General features: G+C 67.8%; 23 protein-coding genes and 1 pseudogene. 14 read left to right on the forward strand and 10 right to left on the reverse strand.

The genetic code is table 11. The annotated features are described in order from the left end of the window. Positions 1-189: 189 nt before the first annotated feature. On the reverse strand, positions 190-495 hold the full coding sequence (locus M3149_RS09525; RefSeq protein ID WP_251709064.1) for a c-type cytochrome: 306 nt from the start codon (positions 493-495) through the stop codon (positions 190-192). 120 nt (positions 496-615) lie between these two features. Here M3149_RS09525 and M3149_RS09530 point away from each other — a divergent pair, with 120 nt between their 5' ends. Then, positions 616-858 carry a TIGR04438 family Trp-rich protein gene (locus tag M3149_RS09530; protein WP_251709065.1) on the forward strand — a complete coding sequence of 81 codons (243 nt, stop codon included), beginning with the start codon at positions 616-618 and terminating at the stop codon, positions 856-858. 22 nt (positions 859-880) lie between these two features. Here M3149_RS09530 and ilvD read toward each other — a convergent pair whose 3' ends face one another. Then, positions 881-2,578 (reverse strand): dihydroxy-acid dehydratase, encoded by a 1,698-nt coding sequence (gene ilvD, locus M3149_RS09535; protein ID WP_251709066.1) that lies wholly within the window; start codon positions 2,576-2,578, stop codon positions 881-883. 106 nt (positions 2,579-2,684) lie between these two features. Between ilvD and M3149_RS09540 the strand changes: the two genes are divergently transcribed. The 3 genes from M3149_RS09540 to M3149_RS09550 are packed head-to-tail and all read left to right on the forward strand — an operon-like array spanning position 2,685 to position 4,863. After that, positions 2,685-3,605 (forward strand): LysR family transcriptional regulator, encoded by a 921-nt coding sequence (locus M3149_RS09540; RefSeq protein ID WP_251709067.1) that lies wholly within the window; start codon positions 2,685-2,687, stop codon positions 3,603-3,605. Between the two features lie 6 nt (positions 3,606-3,611). Further along, complete coding sequence (gene lgt / locus M3149_RS09545; protein WP_251709068.1) at positions 3,612-4,415, forward strand: prolipoprotein diacylglyceryl transferase; 804 nt, start codon at positions 3,612-3,614, stop codon at positions 4,413-4,415. 31 nt (positions 4,416-4,446) lie between these two features. Continuing rightward, positions 4,447-4,863, forward strand: a complete 417-nt coding sequence (locus M3149_RS09550; RefSeq protein WP_251709069.1) for a PaaI family thioesterase — start codon at positions 4,447-4,449, stop codon at positions 4,861-4,863. Positions 4,864-4,899: 36 nt separating this feature from the next. Here the strand turns inward: M3149_RS09550 and M3149_RS09555 are convergent, their stop codons facing one another. Beyond that, positions 4,900-5,337: a hypothetical protein gene (locus M3149_RS09555; protein WP_251709070.1), complete on the reverse strand. Its 438-nt coding sequence runs from the start codon at positions 5,335-5,337 to the stop codon at positions 4,900-4,902. Positions 5,338-5,354: 17 nt separating this feature from the next. On the opposite strand from M3149_RS09555, the pseudogene M3149_RS09560 reads away from it, so the two are divergent. From M3149_RS09560 to rlmD, 9 genes and pseudogenes are all read left to right on the forward strand, one after another. Continuing rightward, positions 5,355-5,843 (forward strand): annotated as a pseudogene (locus tag M3149_RS09560) (malonyl-CoA decarboxylase domain-containing protein); the annotation flags it as partial. Between the two features lie 29 nt (positions 5,844-5,872). Beyond that, the gene (locus tag M3149_RS09565; RefSeq protein WP_251709071.1) at positions 5,873-6,859 is read left to right on the forward strand and encodes a Bug family tripartite tricarboxylate transporter substrate binding protein; all 987 of its coding nucleotides are present in this window, start codon (positions 5,873-5,875) and stop codon (positions 6,857-6,859) included. Positions 6,860-6,943: 84 nt separating this feature from the next. Continuing rightward, positions 6,944-7,711 (forward strand): enoyl-CoA hydratase/isomerase family protein, encoded by a 768-nt coding sequence (locus M3149_RS09570; protein WP_251709072.1) that lies wholly within the window; start codon positions 6,944-6,946, stop codon positions 7,709-7,711. A gap of 9 nt (positions 7,712-7,720) precedes the next feature. Further along, positions 7,721-9,292 carry a malonate--CoA ligase gene (locus tag M3149_RS09575; RefSeq protein ID WP_251709073.1) on the forward strand — a complete coding sequence of 524 codons (1,572 nt, stop codon included), beginning with the start codon at positions 7,721-7,723 and terminating at the stop codon, positions 9,290-9,292. Positions 9,293-9,343: 51 nt separating this feature from the next. Next, positions 9,344-10,126: a 5'/3'-nucleotidase SurE gene (surE, locus tag M3149_RS09580; protein ID WP_251709074.1), complete on the forward strand. Its 783-nt coding sequence runs from the start codon at positions 9,344-9,346 to the stop codon at positions 10,124-10,126. After that, positions 10,123-10,899 carry a protein-L-isoaspartate(D-aspartate) O-methyltransferase gene (locus M3149_RS09585; RefSeq protein WP_251709075.1) on the forward strand — a complete coding sequence of 259 codons (777 nt, stop codon included), beginning with the start codon at positions 10,123-10,125 and terminating at the stop codon, positions 10,897-10,899. Before surE ends, M3149_RS09585 begins: the two co-directional genes overlap by 4 nt. A gap of 127 nt (positions 10,900-11,026) precedes the next feature. Further along, positions 11,027-11,875 carry a peptidoglycan DD-metalloendopeptidase family protein gene (locus M3149_RS09590; RefSeq protein ID WP_435370735.1) on the forward strand — a complete coding sequence of 283 codons (849 nt, stop codon included), beginning with the start codon at positions 11,027-11,029 and terminating at the stop codon, positions 11,873-11,875. A gap of 12 nt (positions 11,876-11,887) precedes the next feature. Beyond that, positions 11,888-12,673, forward strand: coding sequence for a 3'-5' exonuclease (locus tag M3149_RS09595; protein ID WP_251709077.1), 786 nt, complete (start codon positions 11,888-11,890; stop codon positions 12,671-12,673). 36 nt (positions 12,674-12,709) lie between these two features. Next, a complete protein-coding gene (gene rlmD, locus M3149_RS09600) occupies positions 12,710-14,134 on the forward strand; it encodes a 23S rRNA (uracil(1939)-C(5))-methyltransferase RlmD (protein WP_251709078.1) in 1,425 nt (474 codons plus the stop codon). A gap of 88 nt (positions 14,135-14,222) precedes the next feature. Here the strand turns inward: rlmD and M3149_RS09605 are convergent, their stop codons facing one another. Both M3149_RS09605 and M3149_RS09610 read right to left on the reverse strand, forming a co-directional pair. Then, positions 14,223-14,534 (reverse strand): hypothetical protein, encoded by a 312-nt coding sequence (locus tag M3149_RS09605; RefSeq protein ID WP_251709079.1) that lies wholly within the window; start codon positions 14,532-14,534, stop codon positions 14,223-14,225. A 126-nt stretch (positions 14,535-14,660) separates the two neighbouring features. Further along, positions 14,661-15,359, reverse strand: a complete 699-nt coding sequence (locus M3149_RS09610) for a Bax inhibitor-1 family protein (RefSeq protein ID WP_251709080.1) — start codon at positions 15,357-15,359, stop codon at positions 14,661-14,663. Between the two features lie 180 nt (positions 15,360-15,539). Between M3149_RS09610 and M3149_RS09615 the strand changes: the two genes are divergently transcribed. Next, positions 15,540-15,947, forward strand: coding sequence for a GlcG/HbpS family heme-binding protein (locus tag M3149_RS09615; protein ID WP_251709081.1), 408 nt, complete (start codon positions 15,540-15,542; stop codon positions 15,945-15,947). Between the two features lie 151 nt (positions 15,948-16,098). Here the strand turns inward: M3149_RS09615 and M3149_RS09620 are convergent, their stop codons facing one another. The 5 genes from M3149_RS09620 to M3149_RS09640 all read right to left on the reverse strand — a co-directional run bounded on the left by M3149_RS09620 (position 16,099) and on the right by M3149_RS09640 (position 19,903). Further along, positions 16,099-16,509 (reverse strand): ExbD/TolR family protein, encoded by a 411-nt coding sequence (locus M3149_RS09620; RefSeq protein ID WP_251709082.1) that lies wholly within the window; start codon positions 16,507-16,509, stop codon positions 16,099-16,101. A 17-nt stretch (positions 16,510-16,526) separates the two neighbouring features. Continuing rightward, entirely contained in the window at positions 16,527-17,273 is a 747-nt protein-coding gene (locus M3149_RS09625) for a MotA/TolQ/ExbB proton channel family protein (RefSeq protein WP_251709083.1), read from the reverse strand. A 27-nt stretch (positions 17,274-17,300) separates the two neighbouring features. After that, on the reverse strand, positions 17,301-17,993 hold the full coding sequence (locus M3149_RS09630) for an energy transducer TonB (RefSeq protein WP_251709099.1): 693 nt from the start codon (positions 17,991-17,993) through the stop codon (positions 17,301-17,303). A 177-nt stretch (positions 17,994-18,170) separates the two neighbouring features. Next, positions 18,171-19,238: an alpha-hydroxy acid oxidase gene (locus M3149_RS09635; RefSeq protein ID WP_251709084.1), complete on the reverse strand. Its 1,068-nt coding sequence runs from the start codon at positions 19,236-19,238 to the stop codon at positions 18,171-18,173. Beyond that, positions 19,223-19,903: a Fe2+-dependent dioxygenase gene (locus M3149_RS09640; protein ID WP_251709085.1), complete on the reverse strand. Its 681-nt coding sequence runs from the start codon at positions 19,901-19,903 to the stop codon at positions 19,223-19,225. The genes M3149_RS09635 and M3149_RS09640 overlap by 16 nt, the downstream gene beginning before the upstream one ends. Positions 19,904-19,905 lie beyond the last annotated feature (2 nt).

Below are 19,905 nucleotides of genomic sequence, written 5' to 3' on the forward strand. Positions count from 1 at the left end.
TTCGGTGGTCGTTTTTCATTGCAGGACAACGACTTAGAGAGCCCACTGCTGACCAAGAAAAAGCGCCGGACAAGTCCGGCGCTAAGTGCTTGAATCAGCTGAAGATTTCCGCCTAGTCTGTTCGCTTAGCAACTCCTTTATGGAACGGCTAGTGGGATCCAGCGGGTTTTTTCGTGACCGGGTCGGTGCTTATTTCTGGCCCAGCACCCAAGACGCGAGCTTCTTGGCGTCGGCTTCGTTGACCTGCGGGTTGGCGGGCATGGGAATCGCGCCCCACACGCCGGAGCCACCCTTCATGATCTTCGTGGCCAGCATGTCGACGGCCTTGGCGTCGCCAGCGTATTTCTTGGCCACGTCCTTGTAGGAGGGGCCCACGAGTTTCTTGTCGACCGCGTGGCAGGCCATGCAGTTCTTGGCCTTGGCCAGCGCTTCGTCAGCCATGGCGGGGGCCGCCAGGGTGGTCATGACGGCCATAATCAGGAGCGCACGTTTCATGGGTTTTGTCCTTTGGAATGTCGATGGGCAGACGAGCCGATTCTAGCGATCGGTCCTTGTCACCCCGCCTTGATCGGACTTTCTTTGCCGGGATTTACCGGGGCTTTACCGGAGGCTGTGATGTATTTGCTGGGCCTGGGGATCGTGCTGCTGCTGATGAAGTACCTGGAGGTCGACCCCGTGACCGCTTGGTCCTGGTGGGTGGTGCTCGCGCCGTTCGCGCTGGCCGTGGCCTGGTGGGCCTGGGCGGACACCACCGGTTACACCAAACGCAAGGCCATGGAGCGGATGGACCAGAAGAAAAAGGACCGCATCGACAAGCAGCGCGAGACCCTCGGCTTGAAGCCGGGCAAGCGCCGCTGAGCGGCACTGGCCCGGCAGTGGGTCAGAAATTGTCGAGCACGGCGCCCTTGCTGGCGCTGGACGCGTTGAACGCGAACTTGGCCTGCACGCCGCGCGTGTAGCGCGGCGCCGGCGCCTTCCAGGCGGCGCGGCGCGTGGCCAGCTCGGCCTCGGCCACATTCAGTTCCAGCTTGAGCTGGTGAGCGTCGATGGTGATCGAATCGCCCTCGTGCACCAGGGCGATGTTGCCGCCCGCCGCCGCCTCCGGCGCCACGTGGCCAACCACCATGCCCCAGGTGCCGCCACTGAAGCGGCCGTCGGTGATCAGACCCACGCTTTCGCCCAGGCCGGCACCGATCAGCGCGCCGGTGGGGGCCAGCATCTCCGGCATGCCCGGGCCGCCCTTGGGGCCCAGGTAGCGCAGCACCATCACGTCGCCCGCCTTGATCTTGCCGTCCAGGATGGCCTGGAGCGCCGATTGCTCGTCGTCGAACACGCGCGCCGGGCCGGTGATCACCGGGTTCTTCAGGCCGGTGATCTTGGCCACCGCGCCCTCGGGGGACAGGTTGCCCTTGAGGATGGCCAGGTGGCCCTGCTCGTACATCGGCTTGCTGATCGGGCGGATCACGTCCTGGTCGGCGCGCGGCTCATCGGGCACATCCTTGAGCACCTCGGCGATGGTCTGGCCGGTGATGGTGAGGCAATCCCCGTGCAGCAGGCCCGCGTTGAGCAGGATCTTCATGACCTGCGGGATGCCACCCGCCTGGTGCAGGTCGACCGCGAGGTACTTGCCACTGGGCTTGAGGTCGCACAGCACGGGGGTGCGCTGGCGCACGCGCTCGAAGTCGTCGATGCTCCATTCCACGCCCGCGCAGTGGGCAATGGCCAGGAAGTGCAGCACCGCGTTGGTCGAGCCGCCGGTGGCCATGATCACCGCCACCGCGTTCTCGATCGCCTTCTTCGTGACGATGTCGCGCGGCTTGATGTCCTTCTTGATGGCCTCCAGCAGCACCTTGGCCGATTCCTTGGCCGAGTTCTGCTTCTCGTCGTGCGGGTTGGCCATGGTGGACGAGTAGGGCAGCGAGATGCCCAGCGCCTCGAAGGCAGACGACATGGTGTTGGCCGTGTACATGCCCCCGCACGAGCCGGTGCCGGGAATGGCGTGCTGCTCGATGTCCTTGAGTTCCTGGTCACTGATCTTGCCGGCGGCGTTCTGGCCCACGGCCTCGAACACGCTGACGATGTTCAGGTCCTGCCCCTTCCACTTGCCGGGCAAGATGGTGCCGCCGTAGACGTAGATGGCCGGCACGTTGGCGCGCAGCATGCCCATCAGGCCGCCGGGCATGTTCTTGTCGCAGCCGCCGACCACGACCACGCCGTCCATCCACTGGCCCTGCACACAGGTCTCGATGCAGTCGGCGATGACCTCGCGGCTCACCAGCGAGTACTTCATGCCCTCGGTGCCCATCGCCATGCCGTCGCTGATGGTGGGCGTGCCGAAGATCTGCGGATTGCCGCCAGCTTCGATGATGCCCTGCACCGCGGCATCGGCCAGTTTCTGCAGGCCGCTGTTGCACGGGGTGATGGTGCTGTGGCCGTTGGCCACGCCCACCATGGGCTTGCCGAAATCGGTTTCCTGGTAGCCCATGCCGTAATACATGGAGCGGTTGGGGGCGCGCGATTTGCCCTGGGTGATGTTGTCGCTGCGCAGCGGGATCACGCGCTTGGAGCTGTCGGCCATGGTGTCTCTCTCGGGTTCGTGGGGAGGGGCTTGAAGGCCGGCAGTATGCGCCAGCGCGTCATTGCGATCCAATCCGATCGGTGTGTGCCACTGATATGCTGGGCTTATGAGCGAGAGACCGAATCTGCAGCGCAGCGAATGGCGGCAGTGGCGCCAGTTCGCGGTGCTGGCCGAGGAGCTTCACTTCGGCCGCGCCGCGGCGCGACTGCACATGACCCAACCGGCCCTGACCCAGGCGATGGCCTCGCTGGAGGGGGCGTTGGGTGTGCGCCTGTTCGACCGCAACCGCCGCCAGGTGGCGCTCAGCGCGGCCGGCACCGCCCTGCTGCCCGAGGTGCGCGAATTGCTGCGCCGCGCCCAGGCCCTGCCCGCGCTGGCGCGCTCGGCGGCCCAGGGTGAGAGCGGCTACCTGCGTGTGGCCTTTGTCTCCACCGTGGGCTACGGCCTGCTGCCCGGGTGGGTGCGCAACTTCCGCCAGCGCTGGCCGCGCGTGGCGCTGGAGCTGATCGAGGCCACCAGCGACGTGCAGCGTGAGCTGCTGCAGCGTGGTGAGGTGGACGCCGGTTTCCTGCTGCATGCGCCCGGCAGCGCACCCGCGGGCCTGGCGCGGCGCGCACTCAGCAGCGAGCCCCTGGTGCTGGCACTGCCCGAGCAGCACCCGCTGGCGGCGCGCACGCGGCTGCCGTTGGGCACCATTGCCGACGAACCCCTGGTGCTGTTTCCGCGCCGCATCCTGCCCGAGGTGTTCGACGCCGTGCTGCAGCTCTACCGCAGTGCCGGGCGTGAGCCCGTGGTGGCGCAGGAGGCCGTGCAGATGCAGACCATCGTGAACCTGGTGTCGGCCGGCCTGGGTCTGGCCTGGGTGCTGCACAGCGTGCGGCAATTCCAGCGGCCCGGCGTGGTGTACCGGCCGCTGACGTCCACGGCAGGGCAGGGTGCCCCGCTGTGCGAAACCAGCCTGGTCTGGCGCGAGGGCGACGCCAACCCGGCGCTGCAGCGCTTCATCGAGGCCGGCCGTGCACAATGACTCCCCATGTTGCAGCACCCCCAGATCGACCCCGTGGCCCTGCAGATCGGGCCACTTGCCATCCACTGGTACGGCCTGACCTACCTTGCCGCCTTCGCGCTGTTCTTCTGGCTCGGCCGCCTGCGCCTGCGCCACCAGCCCTACGCCAGCATCACCCAGCCGCGCCCTTGGCTGCCGCGCGACGTGGAGGACATCCTGTTCCTGGGCGTCGTGGGTGTGGTGGCGGGCGGGCGGCTCGGCTATTGCTTGTTCTACCAACCGGCCTACTACCTGCAGCACCCGCTGGAGGTGTTCTACGTCTGGCAAGGGGGCATGAGCTTTCACGGTGGCCTGATCGGCGTGATGGTTGCGCAGCTCTGGTACGCGCGCAGCCGTGGCCGCCCCTTCATGCAGGTGATGGATTTCGTCGCACCCTGCGTGCCCACCGGCCTTGCAGCCGGGCGCCTGGGCAACTTCATCAACGGCGAGCTCTGGGGTCGCGTGGCCGACCCGTCGTTGCCCTGGGGCATGGTGTTTCGCGGCGCGGGCGACGCACCGCGCCACCCATCGCAGGTTTACCAGTTCCTGCTCGAAGGCCTGCTGCTGTTCGTGCTGCTGTGGCTCTACGCCCGCCAGCCGCGCAAGACGGGCCAGGTATCAGGCATGTTCCTGCTGGGTTACGGCGTGTTCCGCTTCATCGCCGAGTTCTTCCGCGAGCCCGATGCGCACCTGGGCCTGTTGAGTCTGGGATTGAGCATGGGCCAATGGCTGTGCCTGCCCATGATCGTGGGCGGTATCGGCCTGTGGTGGTGGAGCGGGCGGCGCGCCTGACGCCCTGATGGTTCAAACCGGAGACCTTCCCATGCTCACCCCTGACAGCTTCAACCAGCGCAGCGTCGGCAAGCTGCCCGGCCACCTGGGCATCGTCATCACGCACATCGCGGTGGGTGAGGTTCGCTCGGAGCTGGCGGTGCGCGAAGCGCTGATGGCGCCCAACGGCTTTCTACACGCCGGCAGCGTGGTCACGCTGGCCGACACCTCCGCTGGCGCCGGCTGCCTGGCCAGCCTGCCGCCGGGGGCGAACGGATTCACCACCATCGAGCTCAAGTCGAACCACCTGGGTACTGCGATCGAGGGCACGCTGGAATGTGTGGCCAAGGCGGTCCACCTGGGCAAGACCACGCAGGTGTGGGACGCCAGCGTCACGCACCGCGAGAGCGGGCGAACGCTGGCGTTGTTTCGGTGTACGCAGATGGTGCTGTATCCCAGGGGCGGTTGAACGGTTGGCGCTGTTGGCATCCAGCGCCACTCGACACTACTGAGTGCTTTCCAGCTTCTCGAGGAAGCTGGCGTAGTGAGTGCGTATGCCCGCCGACAGCTGCGGCAATATGGCGTCTGCGTCGTCGTCAGAGGGTTGACCCGGCTGTCCGATCACGATGGCCCAGAAGGCCTCCATGTTGTTCTCTTCGATAGCAGCTCTCGCCGCCTCCTTCAATTTGTGGGTGAGGTTGAGCCCGCCGTCGCCATCGAAGAACAGCATGCTTGTGCCCGTTAGTTTCGGCGAAATGAATTGGTCGTAGAGGCGGCGAGCCTGTTCTGGCGAGGGCAGGTTTTGCGCCGAGAACCCGGCGATTGCTTGCAGGAAGTCGATGACCTCTGGAGCGCCCACTCTGGGGTCTTTCATGTGCGCGCTCAGCGGCTCCCGCAAATGCGCATAGCGCGCATCGGAATAGATCTCCTGCATCCAGTGCATGCACTGATCGATGTCGGACTGCCCAAGGTCTCAAGGGCGTGAGCTTTGGCGACGCACTGATCAAGCGAGTCGTCGAAACCCTCAAGGCCGAATTCCCGCGCCTGCGCACCTTCGCCACGCTCTCGCCTATTCCCGGGTTGCGGGCCTGGCTCGGCAAGCACGCACCGCCCGAACTGCTCAAGGTGTGGGAGCGCCACACCGAGCTCGACGCCAAGGCCCCCGAGCGCGCGGCCCTGCTGGGCTGGGCCGCGCGCTACCTGGGCCACGAAATGGTCGACGGCAAGCCGCTGGACGCGGTGGCACGCTTTCACCTGGGTAACGGCGCGCGGGTGGAACACATCCATTGGGGCGCAGACCCCTCGCCCAAAGGCCAGAAGCAGTCTTTTGGCCTCATGGTCAACTACCTTTACGACCTGCGACGCCTGGACAAACACCGTGCGATGCTCGCGGCCGGAAAAATCCCGATAGGCGGGACGATCGAAGCCCTCTACCGTCAGCGGGTCTGAGGACAACCATTTCAACCACAGGAGACACCATGGATCAGCGAATCAACCGCCGTGCGCTGCTGCGCGCGGCCACGGCCTGCGCCGTGCTCGGCCCCGTCGGCGTGCGCGCGCAGTCGACCTGGCCCGCTCGGCCCGTCACGATGATCGTGCCCTTTCCGGCCGGCGGCGGCACAGACGCATTCGCGCGGCCCATGGCGGCTTCGTTCACGCGCCTGGCGGGCAAGGCCCTGGTGATCGACAACCGCGGTGGTGCGGGCGGCACCGTGGGCGCCAGCGCCGCGGCCAAGGCCAACCCCGATGGCTACACGCTGTTCATGGGGGCTGTGCACCACTCCATCGCGCCCAGCATGTACCCGCGGCTGGACTACAACCTCGAGACCGACCTGATCCCCCTGATCTTGGTCGCCAGTGTCCCGCAGGTGGTGGTGGTCAACCCGAAGAACGTGACCGCGCCCGACTTCAAGGCCTTCCTTGCGTATGTGAAGGCCAACCCGGGCAAGCTCAACTATGGCTCGGCCGGCAGCGGCACCTCGCACCACCTGGCGGGCGAGCTGTTCAAACAGCAGACCAAGACCTTCATCACCCACATTCCCTACCGCGGTGCCGGCCCGGCACTTGCCGACCTGATCGCAGGCAACGTGGACATGATGTTCGACGGCCTGGGCTCCTCGGCCGGTCACATCAAGGGCGGTCGCATCAAGCCGATGATGGTGTCCGGCACCAAGCGCAACCCGGCCTTCCCCGATGTGCCCAGCGCTGCCGAACTGGGACTGCCCGACTACAACGTGACGACCTGGTACGGCGTGTGGGCGCCCAAGGGCACGCCAGCGGACGCGCAGGCCCGTGCGATCGAGGAGATCCGCAAGGCATGCACCACCGATGAGGCCAAGGCGGTGTGGGCAGCCCAGGGCGCCGAGTTTCCCGACATCACCGGTCCTGCCTTCGGCCAGTTCGTGAGCGCCGAGGTGCGCAAGTGGGCACAGGTGGTCAAGGCCTCGGGAGCGAAGCTCGAATGAGACCCGCCGGAGCGCGCTCATGAGCGGCGCCGGGCCGTTGCCAAGGCGATCAGCCCCGCAGTGCGCAGCATGGAGGGCAGTCCAGTGAGCGGCCGCATCGATCTGCGCATCGACGGGGCCATCGCGCGGCTCACCATCGCCCACCCGGGCAAGCTCAACGCGATGTCGCGCCCCATGTGGCGCGAACTCGCGCTGGCCGTGGCCTCGCTGGCCGACCGCCCGGCGCTGCGCGCCGTGGTGGTGGCGGGCGAAGGCAACCACTTCTGTGCCGGTGGCGACATCAGCGAGTACCCCGACTTCCGCTTCGATGAAGCCGCGCTGCGTGACTTCCACGAACGCGAGGTCTGGGGTGGCTTGCAGGCGCTCTTGAACTGCGACCTGCCGCTGATCGCCCAGATCGCGGGCCACTGCATGGGCGCGGGCGTGGAAATCGCCAGTTGCTGCGACCTGCGCGTGGCAGGTGTCTCTGCGCGCTTTGGGGCGCCCATCGCGCGGCTGGGCTTTCCCATGGCACCGCGCGAGGTCGAACTGGTGGCGCGCGAGACCGGCCTGGCGACCGCTCGCGAGATGCTCCTGCAGGCCGCCGTGATCGATGCGCCCACCCTCAAGGCACGCGGCTTCCTGCACGCTGTGGTGCCCGATGACACCGTGGCCGATGAGGCCGCCACCCGCGCCTGGCGTGTCACCGAACTCTCCCCGTTGGCCGCGCGCCTGAACAAACGTACCTTGCGTGCGCTCGTGCAGGGTGCGCGCCCTGACGAACTGCTGGCCCAGGCCTATGCCTACGCCGACCACCCCGAACACCGGGAAGGCATCGATGCCTTCCTGAACAAGCGACCCCCTGTTTTCTGATTCCCTGCCATGAGCCAGAACCACAACCACAACGACAACCTGTACGCCGCGCTGCGCGCGGCCTTCCCGGCCGACCTGGACAGCACCGCGGTGGAAACCGTGGGTGGCGCGGGTGCCGGCCTGCGCTACAGCTGGCGTGACCTCGACCGCGCCAGCGCCATGATTGCCAACCTGCTGGACAGCCTGCAACTGCCCAAAGGCTCGCGCATCGCGGTGCAGGTGGAGAAGTCGGTCGAAGCCTTGATCCTGTACCTCGCGGTGCTGCGCTCGGGCCATGTCTTCCTGCCGCTCAACACCGCCTACCAGGCGGGCGAGATCGAGTACTTCGTGGGGAACGCCGAGCCCGCGGTGGTGGTGTGCAGCCCGGCCAACTTCGGCTGGGTCAGCAAGATCGCGTTCAAGGCCGGCACGCGCCATGTCTTCACGCTCGGCGAAGACCGCAGCGGCACGCTGCTAGACCGCGCTTCGCACCACCGCGACACGCACACGGTGGCACACAGCCAGGCCGACGATCTGGCCGTGATCATCTACACCAGCGGTACCACGGGGCGCAGCAAGGGCGCGATGCTCTCGCACGGCAACACCGTGAGCAACGCACGCACCCTGCAGTCGTATTGGGGCTGGCGCCCCGACGACGTGCTCATCCACGCGCTGCCCATCTTCCACGTGCACGGATTGTTTGTGGCCATCCACGGCGCGCTCATCAATGGCAGCCCCATGCTGTGGCTCAACAAGTTCGATCCGCGGGCCACCATCAGCCTGTTCCCGCGTGCCACTGTTTTCATGGGCGTGCCCACGCTGTACACCCGCATGCTGGCCGAACCGTCGCTCACGCGCGAGCAGGCCGCGCACATGCGCCTGTTCGTCTCGGGCTCGGCACCGCTGCTCATCGAGACCTTCAACGAATGGCGCGAGCGCACCGGCCACACCATCCTCGAGCGCTACGGCATGAGCGAGACCATCATGCTCACCTCCAACCCCTACGCGCCCGATGCGCGCCACGCCGGCCAGACCGAGCGGCGCGGTGGCACGGTGGGTTTTCCGTTGCCTGGTGTCACCCTGCGGGTGGTGGATGAAGCCGGCCGGCCGGTGGAAACCGGCGAGATCGGTGGCATCCAGGTGCGCGGGCCGAACGTGTTCAGCGGCTACTGGCGCATGCCCGAGAAGACGGCCGAGGAATTCACCACCGACGGTTATTTCAAGACCGGTGACGTCGGCCGCATCGACGAGCGCGGCTACGTCACCATCGTCGGTCGCAGCAAGGACCTGATCATCTCCGGCGGTTACAACGTTTACCCGGCGGAAATCGAGGGCGCGCTCAACGAAATGCCCGGTGTGGCCGAGAGCGCGGTGGTGGGTGTGCCGCACCCCGACTTCGGCGAGGTGGGCGTGGCGGTGGTGATCCCGCGCCCCGGGGATGCGCCCGATCCGGATGTGCTGATCGGCGCGCTCAAGGCGCGGCTGGCGAACTTCAAGATCCCCAAGCGTTGCTTCGTGGTGGACGAGTTGCCGCGCAACACCATGGGCAAGGTGCAGAAAAACCTGCTGCGCGAGCGCTACAAGACCTTGTTCGCCGCTTGAGCCGCCCGGGACCGGGCGCGACCTTGATGCGGGCTCAATAGAATCCCGCGCATGAAGATATTGATCTCGAATGACGATGGTTTCCAGGCCCCGGGCATCGTCGCCCTGCACGCGGTGCTCAAAGCCTTGCCAGGGGTGGAGGTCGAGGTGGTGGCGCCCGAGCACAACAACAGCGCCAAGAGCAATGCACTCACGCTGCATTCGCCGCTGTACGTGCACCAGGCGTCCGATGGTTTTCGCTACGTCAACGGCACGCCCGCCGATTGTGTGCACATCGCGCTCACCGGCTTGCTGGGCTACCGGCCCGACCTCGTGGTCTCCGGCATCAACAACGGCGCCAACATGGGCGACGACACCATTTACTCGGGCACCGTGGGTGCTGCCATGGAGGGCTACCTGTTTGGCATTCCTGCCATTGCGTTCTCGCAGACCGAGAAAGGCTGGAAGCACCTGGACGCCGCCGCCGCCAAAGCCGCCGAACTGGTGCAACGGTTGCTGCCTTCGGTGCCCGAGGCGCAGCGCCGCGGCGAGCCCTGGCTGCTCAACGTCAACATTCCCTGCCTGCCGCTGGACGGTATCCGCGGCTTCAAGGTCACCCGCCTGGGCCGCCGCCACGCGGCCGAGCCGGTGATCACGCAGGTCAACCCGCGTGGCGACACCATGTACTGGATCGGCAGCGCCGGACCTGCGCGCGACGACGTGGACGGCACCGATTTCCATGCCGCCCAGCAGGGCTACGCCACCATCACGCCGCTGCAGGTCGACCTCACCGACCACGACCGGCTGCCGTACTGGGCGCCCACCGCGGCCGCGTTGTCGGGGGGTGATGCTTGAAGCAACCCGCTCCCCGACAGCGCCCCGCCTTCCCGGCGCGTTTGCCGGCGGGCACACCCGCACCGGCGCCTGCCCGCGCGCCCAGGCCGGTGGGCGCCGCGCCTGCGCCTGCGGTGCCCACCGGGGTGGGCATGGAATCGTCGGCCGTGCGCGCAGCCATGGTGCGCAAGCTGCAGGCGCAAGGCATCTCGCACCCCGCGGTGGTGGCGGCCATGCTGGCGGTGGAACGTCACCGCTTTGTCGACTCGGCATTGGTCAACCAGGCCTACGAAGACACCAGCTTGCCGATCGGTCAGGGCCAGACCATCAGCAAACCCGGTGTGGTGGCGCGCATGGTGGAGTTGTTGTGCCAAAGCAGTGCACAACCACTCGGTCGCGTGCTCGAGATCGGCACCGGCTGCGGCTACCAGGCCGCGGTGCTCAGCCGCGTGGCGCGCGAGGTCTACAGCATCGAGCGCATCCGCGCGCTGCACGACAAGGCCCGCGACAACCTGCGCGCGCTGCGCGTGCCCAACCTGCACCTGATCCTGGGTGACGGCATGGCTGGTTTTGCCCAGGGTGCGCCGTACGCGGCCATCATCGCGGCTGCCGGCGGGAACGACCTGCCCGCCGCCTGGATCGATCAACTCGCCGTGGGCGGGCGTCTGGTAGCGCCGGCCGTCACGGCCGCCGGAGGGCAGCACCTGGTGGTGATCGACAAGACCGCGCGCGGTATCGTGCGCACCGAGCTCGAGGCGGTTCATTTCGTGCCTCTAAAATCGGGGCTCGCATGACGGTCCCGCCTTGCCGGCGTTGAGCGTGTTTCCGATAGGGCCCGTTGGGGGCCCGCTAGACAACGGTGGAGTCTTCATGAACCCAGAAACCATGTGCGACCCGGGCCACACCCGGGCGCAGGGACGGATGCCGGGCCGCGTGCTCGCCTGGTCGCTGCTGGCCGCCGCGCTGGTCAGTGCCGGTTGTGCATCGCAGCGGGTCGCCCGGCCAGCGCCGGTGGACGACCGCGGCACGTCGCGCCCCATGGCCGCGGCGCCTGCGCCCGGCGAGAGCCAACCCCGTGTCGGTTACGTGACGGTCCAGCCCGGCGACACGCTGTACCGCATCGCCCTCAATGCCGGCCAGGACTGGCGCGATGTTGCGGCCTGGAACAACCTGCCCAATCCGAACGCGATCGAGGTCGGGCAGTTGCTGCGTGTCGTGCCGCCTGCAGCGGCTGTGGCGGCTGCGCCCGCCGCGGCGCCCACCGGGCCATCGACAACACCCATCGCCAGCAGCGGCGTGAATGCGCGCCCCTTGAGCGAAACCAGCCCGGCGGCGGCGCCCGCGCCGGCACCCGCACCGGCACCCGCACCCGCACCCGCACCTGCTGCCGTGCCTGCCGGTGACGAGCTGCAGTTCGTGTGGCCGGCCAACGGCCCCATCGTCGCCAGCTTCGATGAAAACACGAACAAGGGCGTGAGCATCGCCGGCAAGGTGGGCGACCCGGTGCTGGCAGCGGCCGATGGCCGTGTCGTCTATGCGGGGGCCGGCCTGCGCGGCTATGGCAACCTCATCATCCTCAAGCACAACAACACGTACCTCACGGCGTACGCCCACAACCAGGCGCTGCTGGTGCGTGAAGACCAGGCCGTGCGTCAGGGTCAGCGCATCGCCGAGATGGGCAGCAGCGACGCCGACCGCGTGAAACTGCATTTCGAGGTGCGCCGCCTCGGCAAACCGGTCGATCCGCTGTCCTTTCTGCCCAAGCGCTGAGCCAGGCCTCGCATGTCCTGGCCGGTCCTCGTCTTCGACATCGAGTCGATCCCCGACGTGCAGGGCCTGCGGTCCCTGCGCAACGCCACTCCCGAAGACAGCGACGCACAGGTCTACGCCGCCTGGCTCGCCGAGCGCAAGGAAAAAGGGCAGAGCAACTTCATGCCGCTGCACCTGCAGCGCGTGCTCGTCGTCAGCTGCGTGTTCCGCAACGCCGAAGGCTTGCGGGTGCACTCGTTCGTCGACCGTGACGGCCAGAGCGAGGGCAAGGTCATCCAGAGTTTCTTCCACGCGATCGAAAAGCACGTGCCTCAGCTCGTGAGCTGGAACGGCGGCGGCTTCGATCTGCCCGTGCTGCACTACCGTGGTCTGCGCCACGGTGTCGAAGCCAACAAGTACTGGGACATGGGCGAAGACGACCGCGAGTTCAAGTGGAACAACTACATCGGCCGCTACCACATGCGCCACCTGGACCTGATGGACCTGCTGGCCATGTACAGCCCGAAGAACAACGCGCCACTGGATGCCATGGCCAAGCTCTGCGGCTTTCCGGGCAAGCTTGGCATGGATGGTTCGCAGGTGTATGCGCAGTACCTTGCGGGCGAGACGGAAGAGATCCGCCGCTACTGCGAGACGGATGTGATGAACACCTACCTGCTGTACTGCCGCTTCCAGCAGATGCGGGGTGGATTCACGTCGGCCGAGTACGAGCGCGAGATCGGGTTCGTGAAGGAAACGCTGGGCAATCTCGCACCGAGCGAGGCGCACTGGCAGGAATACCTCGCGGCCTGGGCGTGAGCCGGCCGGGCCCCGGCGGCCTGAGACAATCACGCCATGTCCGCTGAAGCCCAGAACAAGACCGCCTTCCCCGACGGCTCACTCGCCGTCGAATCCCTCGATATCGAAGCCCAGGGCATCGCCCACCGCGCCGACGGCAAGGTGATCTTCATCGACGGCGCGCTGCCCTTCGAGCAGGTGAGCGTGTCGGTGCACCGCAAGAAGAACAACTGGGAGGCCGGCACCGTCACGGCCATCCACCGCGAATCGTCTCAACGCGTGCGCCCGGGCTGTCCGCATTTCGGCCTGCACGCGGGCGCCTGTGGCGGCTGCAAGATGCAGCACCTGCACCCGGCCGCGCAGGTCGCCATCAAGCAGCGCGTGCTGGAGGACAACCTCTGGCACCTGGGCAAGGTCAAGGCCGAAACGCTGCTGCGCCCCATCGAAGGCCCCACCTGGGGTTACCGCTACCGCGCGCGCCTGTCGGTGCGGCATGTGCACAAGAAGGGCGTGGTGCTGATCGGCTTTCATGAGCGCAAGAGCCGCTACGTGGCCGACATGGCCGTGTGCCCGGTGCTGCACCCGCGGGTGAGCGCCATGCTGATGCCGCTGCGCGAGCTGATCTTCGGCATGGATGCGCGCGAGACCTGTCCGCAGATCGAACTGGCGGCGGGCGATGAGGTGATCGCGCTGGTGTTGCGCCACCTGGAGCCGTTGAGCGAGGACGATCTGGCGCGGCTGCGCGCCTTCGGTCAGCAACACGGTGTGCAGTGGTGGTTGCAGCCCAAAGGGCCGGACACGGTGCACCTGCTCGATGAGCCCGTGAGCGCTGACGCACCGACGCTGTCTTACGGCCTGCCCGAATTCGGCATCACCATGCCCTTCAAGCCCACCGACTTCACGCAGGTGAATCCGGCCATCAACCGCGTGCTGGTAACGCGCGCGTTGCGCCTGCTCGACGCCCGACCGCACGAACGCGTGATCGACTGGTTCTGCGGCCTGGGCAACTTCACGCTGCCCATCGCCACAAGCGCGGGGGAGGTGCTGGGCATCGAGGGCAGCGAGGCCCTGGTGGCGCGTTCGCGCGAGAACCTCGAGCGCAACAGCGCAGGGCGCTCCCGCCCGCTGGCCCCCACGCAGTTCGCCGCGCGCAATCTGTTCGAGATGACGCCCGGGCAACTGGTGACCGACGGCACGGCACAGAAGTGGCTGGTGGACCCGCCGCGCGAAGGCGCCTTCGCGCTCGCCAAGGCGCTGGCGGACCTGCACCAGCAACCGGATCTGCGTGGTGGCTGGTTGCCGCCGCAGCGCATCGTGTACGTGAGCTGCAACCCCGCGACGCTGGCGCGCGACGCGGGTTTGCTGGTGCACCAGGCCGGCTATCGCTGCGTGGCGGCGGGCGCCGTGAACATGTTCCCCCACACCGCCCATGTGGAGAGCATGGCCGTGTTCGAGCTGGCGGACGCTGGGCGCCCTGCGTAGCGAAATAAAGGAGGAGGGCGGCACAGCCGCCCGGGGGACATTCGCGGAGCAGGGTGCCCAGCGTCCGCCAGCTCTGCGAGGTGCAGACCTACGACCTCTCGCCCGCTGCCTTGTCGTTCGGCTCGGGCGCGCCTTCGGTGGGCATGCCGACGACGTTGTTGTCGCGCATGTACTGGTCCATCTCGCGCCAGCCGGCGAACACCGCCGCCTTGCCCGCGCGCGGGTTGGTCTCGAAGCACGACTCGATGCTGCGCACCGCGTGCCGGCAGGCGCTGCCGATGGCGCGGCCCTCGGCCTCCTTGCGCGCGTTGATGGCGGTGGCGGATTCGATGCCCAGCGCATCGCAGCCGGCAAGCAAGGCGCTGGCGGTGGTGAGCAAGAGCAAGGAAGTGCGGCGCATGGTGGACTCGGGTTTGCGTGTCTTTTCGGCCGCCACGCGGTGAACTTGACGCCCCGGCCCTTAAAAAGGCGCCGATGGCGCACAAAAAAGGGGCCCGCAGGCCCCTTTCTCATGAAGTGAAATGACTCACTCGCGCTCGCCGCCGAAGATGCCCAGCAGCATCAGCAGGCTCTGGAACACGTTGTACAGGCTCAGGTAGACGCCCAGGGTGGCGCTGATGTAGTTGGTTTCGTGGCCGTCCTGCACGCGCTTGAGGTCGTACAGGATGAAGGCCGAGAAGATGCCGACGCAGAGCACCGAGAGCGTGATCATCAGCGCGCTGGACTGGATGAACACGTTGGCGATGCCGGCCAGCAGCACCATGATGGCGCCGATGAACAGGAACTTGCCCATGTTCGACAGGTCGCGCTGGATGATGGTGGACAGCGAGGCCATGCCGAAGAAGATGGCAGCGGTACCCCCGAAGGCCATCATGATGAGGCTGGCGCCGTTGGAGAAGCCGAGCACCATGGCAACCAGGCGCGAGAGCATCAGGCCCATGAAGAAGGTGAACGCCAGCAGGATCGGGACACCAGCCGCCGAGTTCTTGGTCTTCTCGATCGCGAACATGAAGCCGAATGCGCCACCCAGGAAAACAATGAGCCCCAGGCCGCCGCCCAGCCCGGCGGTGATGCCGGTGGCCACGCCCAGCCAGGCACCCAGCACGGTGGGCACCATGGAGAGGGCCAGCAGCCAGTAGGTGTTGCGCAGCACGCGGTTGCGCTGCACAGCGGTGGTGGACACGGCGGCGCCGAAGCGGCCGCTGGTTTGAACGTGGTCGGACATCGTTGGAATCTCCTTGGTCAGAAACGACGCGGGCATTGTAGGCACGGATCCTTGCGCGTCCAAAGACCCTGCGACGACGCCTGGTGCGCTGTGGTGTCGACACTTGTGACTGCCACGACACCAATCACGCGTTATCGTCTGGTCTCGCCGTCTTTTGTGTACGCATCACAGGAAAAGTTCATGAAATCCACGCACCAGCTCGAGGCCGCCGACGTCAAGAAGATCGCCGAGGCCGCCGAACGCGAGGCCCTGGCCCACCAGTGGGCGGTCACCATCGCCATCGCCGATGCCGGCGGCCACCTGCTGTGGCTGCAGCGCCTGGACGGCGCGCCGCCGGTCTCGGCCCACATTGCCCCGGCCAAGGCGCACACGGCCGCCCTCGGCCGCCGCGAGAGCAAGGTCTACGAAGACGTGATCAACCAGGGCCGCACGTCGTTCCTGAGCGCGCCCGTCCTGCAGGGCATGCTCGAGGGCGGCGTGCCCATCCTCAAGGACGGCCAGTGCCTGGGGGCGGTGGGTGTGAGTGGCGTCAAGTCCAGCGAGGACGCCCAGATCGCGCGCGCCGGCATCGCGGCGATCGGCCTGTAAGCGGCAAACACCGGGAAGCATCCGGGAGGCCCCGGAAAAAACGGCCTGGCTAACGGCGGCTTATGCCACCCTGGCTGGCCAAAAAACGACGCTCGGGGAGGAGAACGTCCCCGGGTCGCCCCACGATCGAGACCGAGCCGGCGCCCTGCGCTCAGGGTGCCGGCTCGGTGATGAAGCCGATCTTCTGCAGCCCGGCGCGCTGCGCCGCGGCCATGACCTGCGCCACGCGCTCGTAGCGCACGGCCTTGTCGCCGCGGATGTGCAGCTCGGGCTGCGGTTGCTGCGCAGCGGCCGCGCCCAGCAGCCCTGCCAACTCCTCGTCGACCACACGCTGATCGTTCCAGAAGTACTGGCCCTCGGCATCCACCGCCAGGCGGATGTTCTCGGGCTTGTCGAGCACCTTCTGGTTGCTCGCCTGCGGCAGCTCCACATTCACCGCGTGCTGGATCACGGGCACGGTGATGATGAAGATGATGAGCAGCACCAGCATCACGTCGATGAACGGGATCATGTTGATCTCGCTCATCACCTCGTCGCTGTTGTCCTGGGTGCCGATGGCCATGTGTGTCGTGCTCCGGTTCAGCCGCGTTTCAGGGGCAGCACCTTGCCCTCGCCGCCGGCGCTCACGCGCGCACCGGTGACGAAGTAGGCGTGCAGGTCGTGCGCGAAGCGGTTGAGCTGGTGCAGCACCGCCTTGTTGCCGCGCACCAGCGCGTTGTAGCCCAGCACCGCAGGGATGGCCACCAGCAGGCCGAGGGCGGTCATGATGAGCGCCTCGCCGATCGGGCCGGCCACCTGGTCGATGCTGACCTGGCCCGAGGCGCCGATGCCCAGCAGCGCGTGGTAGATGCCCCAGACGGTGCCGAACAGGCCCACGAAGGGGGCCGTGGAGGCCACCGAGGCCAGCACCGACAGGCCGCCCTGGGCGCGCGCGGTGAAGTCGTCCACGCTCTTGCGCAGCGAGCGCTCGATCCAGTCGCTCACGTCCAGGCTGTCGTGCAGCTGCCGCGGTGGCGTGTTGCTGCCCAGGTTGTCCTGGTGGGTGATGTGGCGTGCGGCCTCGCGACCTTCGAGCGCCGCGGCGCGAAACGGGTTGCCCTCCGGGCTGCCGAGCTTGTCCAGCGCCTCGGCGAAATCATTGCTGTGCCAGAAGCCTTCCACGCCGCGTGCCTGGGCGCGCTGCGCACGCAAGTCGAGCGACTTCCACACGATGATGACCCAGGTGGCCAGCGACATGGCCAGCAGCACCAGCGCGACGATGCGTGTGACCCAGTCGCCCTGGGACCAGAGGTGGGCAAGGCCCGAGGTGGCGAATGACGAATCCATGTTTTCTCTGACTCCGGGAAGCGGGGTTTATTCAAGAACGAAATTGATCGGGATGTTGAACCACATCGCCTCGGCCACACCGGCGCGCTTGCCCGGCACGTAGCGCCAGCGCAGCACCGTCTCGACGGCCGTGCGGTCCAGACGCTCGAAACCGCTGGATTGCTGCACCTCGGCGCGGCTGGCGGTGCCGTCGGTTTCGATGAACACGCGCACGACCACCTTGCCTTGCTCGCCCAGGCGTCGCGACAACGGTGGGTAGGGCGGGCGCGGGTTGTTGAGGTAGGCGGCACTGCTCGAGGGCAGTTGCACCACCGGCGGTGGGGGCGGTGCCACGGGCGCTGGCGCGGGTGGTGCTGCCGTGATCGGTGCCGGTGCGGGCGGTTGGGGCTGGGGCGGCGCCACCGGTTCGGGCGGGGCCGCCTCGGGCGCCACCGGCGATGGTTCGATCGGCTTCACCGGCTGCGGCACCGGCTCGGGGCGCGGTGCGGGCCTCGGCCGGGGTTGCGGCTTGGGCGGCTGCGGCTGTGCAACGGGTGGTGGCGGTTCGGGCTGCACCAACGGCTGGGCGGGTTCGATGATCTCGGCCAACACCTGCACCGGAATCACCAACTCCACCGCGCGGCGAAGCAGGCCCGCCTGCAACGCCCACACGGCCAGCACGTGCAGGCCAATGACGGCACCCACCACGCTCAGGCGGCGTCGCAGCAGCTTGTTGGTCATCGGGGCAAGGGCCACATCGGCGCGCAAAGCGGTCATGTTATCGGCCGGGGCGAAGGGCATGCAGGAAAGGGCGGGTTCAAGGTTTCAGCACCCAGCGGGTGGCGAGCAACACCAGCACGGCGCTCAGGCCCAGGGTCAGCAGCGTGATCATGGCGGTGGACATCGGTGGATGTGGTCTCATGATAAACGAGAATTAATCGCATTTACAGGAAGCCGGGCGAAAAAATCACCGGCCCTGGCCGCATCGGCGGCCTGTGCCGGCTCCCGAAGGCCGCACATCGCCATGGCGATCGTGAGCTCGTCGAGCAACTGCCGCAGCGCACCCGCCACCCCGCGGGCCCCGTCGGCGGCCAGGGCACGCGCCACGGGCCGGCCCACCAGCACGGCCTGTGCGCCCAGCGCCAGCGCCTTGAGCACGTCGGTGCCGCGGCGCAGGCCGCCGTCCACCAGCAGCGGCAGGCGCCCGCCATTGGCGGCGGCCACATCGGGCAGTGCGTCGGCCGTGGCCAGCACGGTGTCGAGTTGGCGCGCGCCGTGGTTCGATACGATCAGGCCGCCGGCGCCATGCTCGGCCGCGAGCACCGCGTCTTGCGGATGCAGCACGCCCTTCAGCCACAACGGCAGCGGGCTGCGTTGGATCAGCCAGGCGAGTTCGCGCCAGGTGGGGGCGGCGGCCAGCAGCTCGGCCAGCGTGTGCTCGGGCCGCTCTGGCAGGTTGGCGTTGCCGGTGCCCGCAGCCAGCGTGAAGCCGCTGGCGCGCTCGCGGTCGCGAAAGCCCTGCACCGGCGCGTCCAGCGTGAGGACGGCGGCCTCGAAGCCGGCGTCTGCCGCACGCTGCAGGTAGGCCAGACAGGCTTCGCGCGTGTGCAGCCAGTGCAGCTGACACCACAGCGCGCCGCGTCCGGCATCGGCCAGGTACAGGCGCGCGATGTCCTCCATCGGCGTGTTCGACTGGCAACTCAACACGAAGCCCGCGCCCAGCGCGGCGGCCGCGACGGCACACCCGGCCTCCGCCTGCGGGTGCAGGGCGGCCTGGTGCGCCATGGGCGCCACGAAGATGGGGTGGGGCAGCGTGCGGGCGCTCAGGGTGCAGCGCAGGTGGCTGCCATCCAGCCCGCGCAACACGCGCGGGCGCAGGCGCAGCCGCTGCCACGCCGCTTCGTTTTCGCGCAACGTGATCTCATCGGCCGCGCCGCCTTCGAGCCAGGCCTGCCAGCGCGCTTTCCCGGTCACGTCGTGGACCATTGCCGCAGGAGGTTGTGATACACGCCGGTGAGTGCCCGTGTCTCGTCGTTCTCGCCATGGCGCGCGCGCAGCGCGACCAGCGCCATGTCCAGGTCGAACAGGATGCGGCGTTGTGCCTCGGGCGCCACCAGGCTTTCGATCCAGAAGAACGCGGCCAGCCGCGTTCCGCGCGTGACGGGCGTCACCGCGTGCAGCAGGCCCGCCGGGTAGAGCAGGGCGTCGCCGGCGTCAAGCTTGAAGCGCTGCGCGCCCAGGCGGTCGTGCACCACCAGCTCACCGCCGTCGTAGCTGGCCTGATCGCTCAGGAACACGGTGCAGGAGAGGTCGGCGCGCAGCCATTGCGAGCCATCGCGCAGGATGGCGTTGTCGATGTGCGCGCCATAGTGTTCGCCCGGCGCGCGGTAGCGGTTGAAGCGCGGCGGGAAGATGCGCCGCGGCAGCGTGGCCGACAGGAACATCGGCTCGCGCTGCAACGCGCCCAGCACCAGCGGCCGCAGCCGCCGGCTGTGCTCGCTGTCGCTCGCGATCTGCTGGTTGTGCTTGTCTTGCTGCGCCTGCTCGCCCGCGGTGGCCGCGCCGTCGATCCAGGGCGCATCGTCGCCCAGCAGGGCGCGTGCGCGATCGATTTCGTCGGGGGTCAGCAGGGAGGTGAGGCGCAGCAGCATGG

The sequence above is a fragment of the Hydrogenophaga intermedia genome (assembly GCF_023715105.1).
Classification (GTDB): Bacteria; Pseudomonadota; Gammaproteobacteria; order Burkholderiales; family Burkholderiaceae_C; genus Hydrogenophaga; species Hydrogenophaga intermedia_A.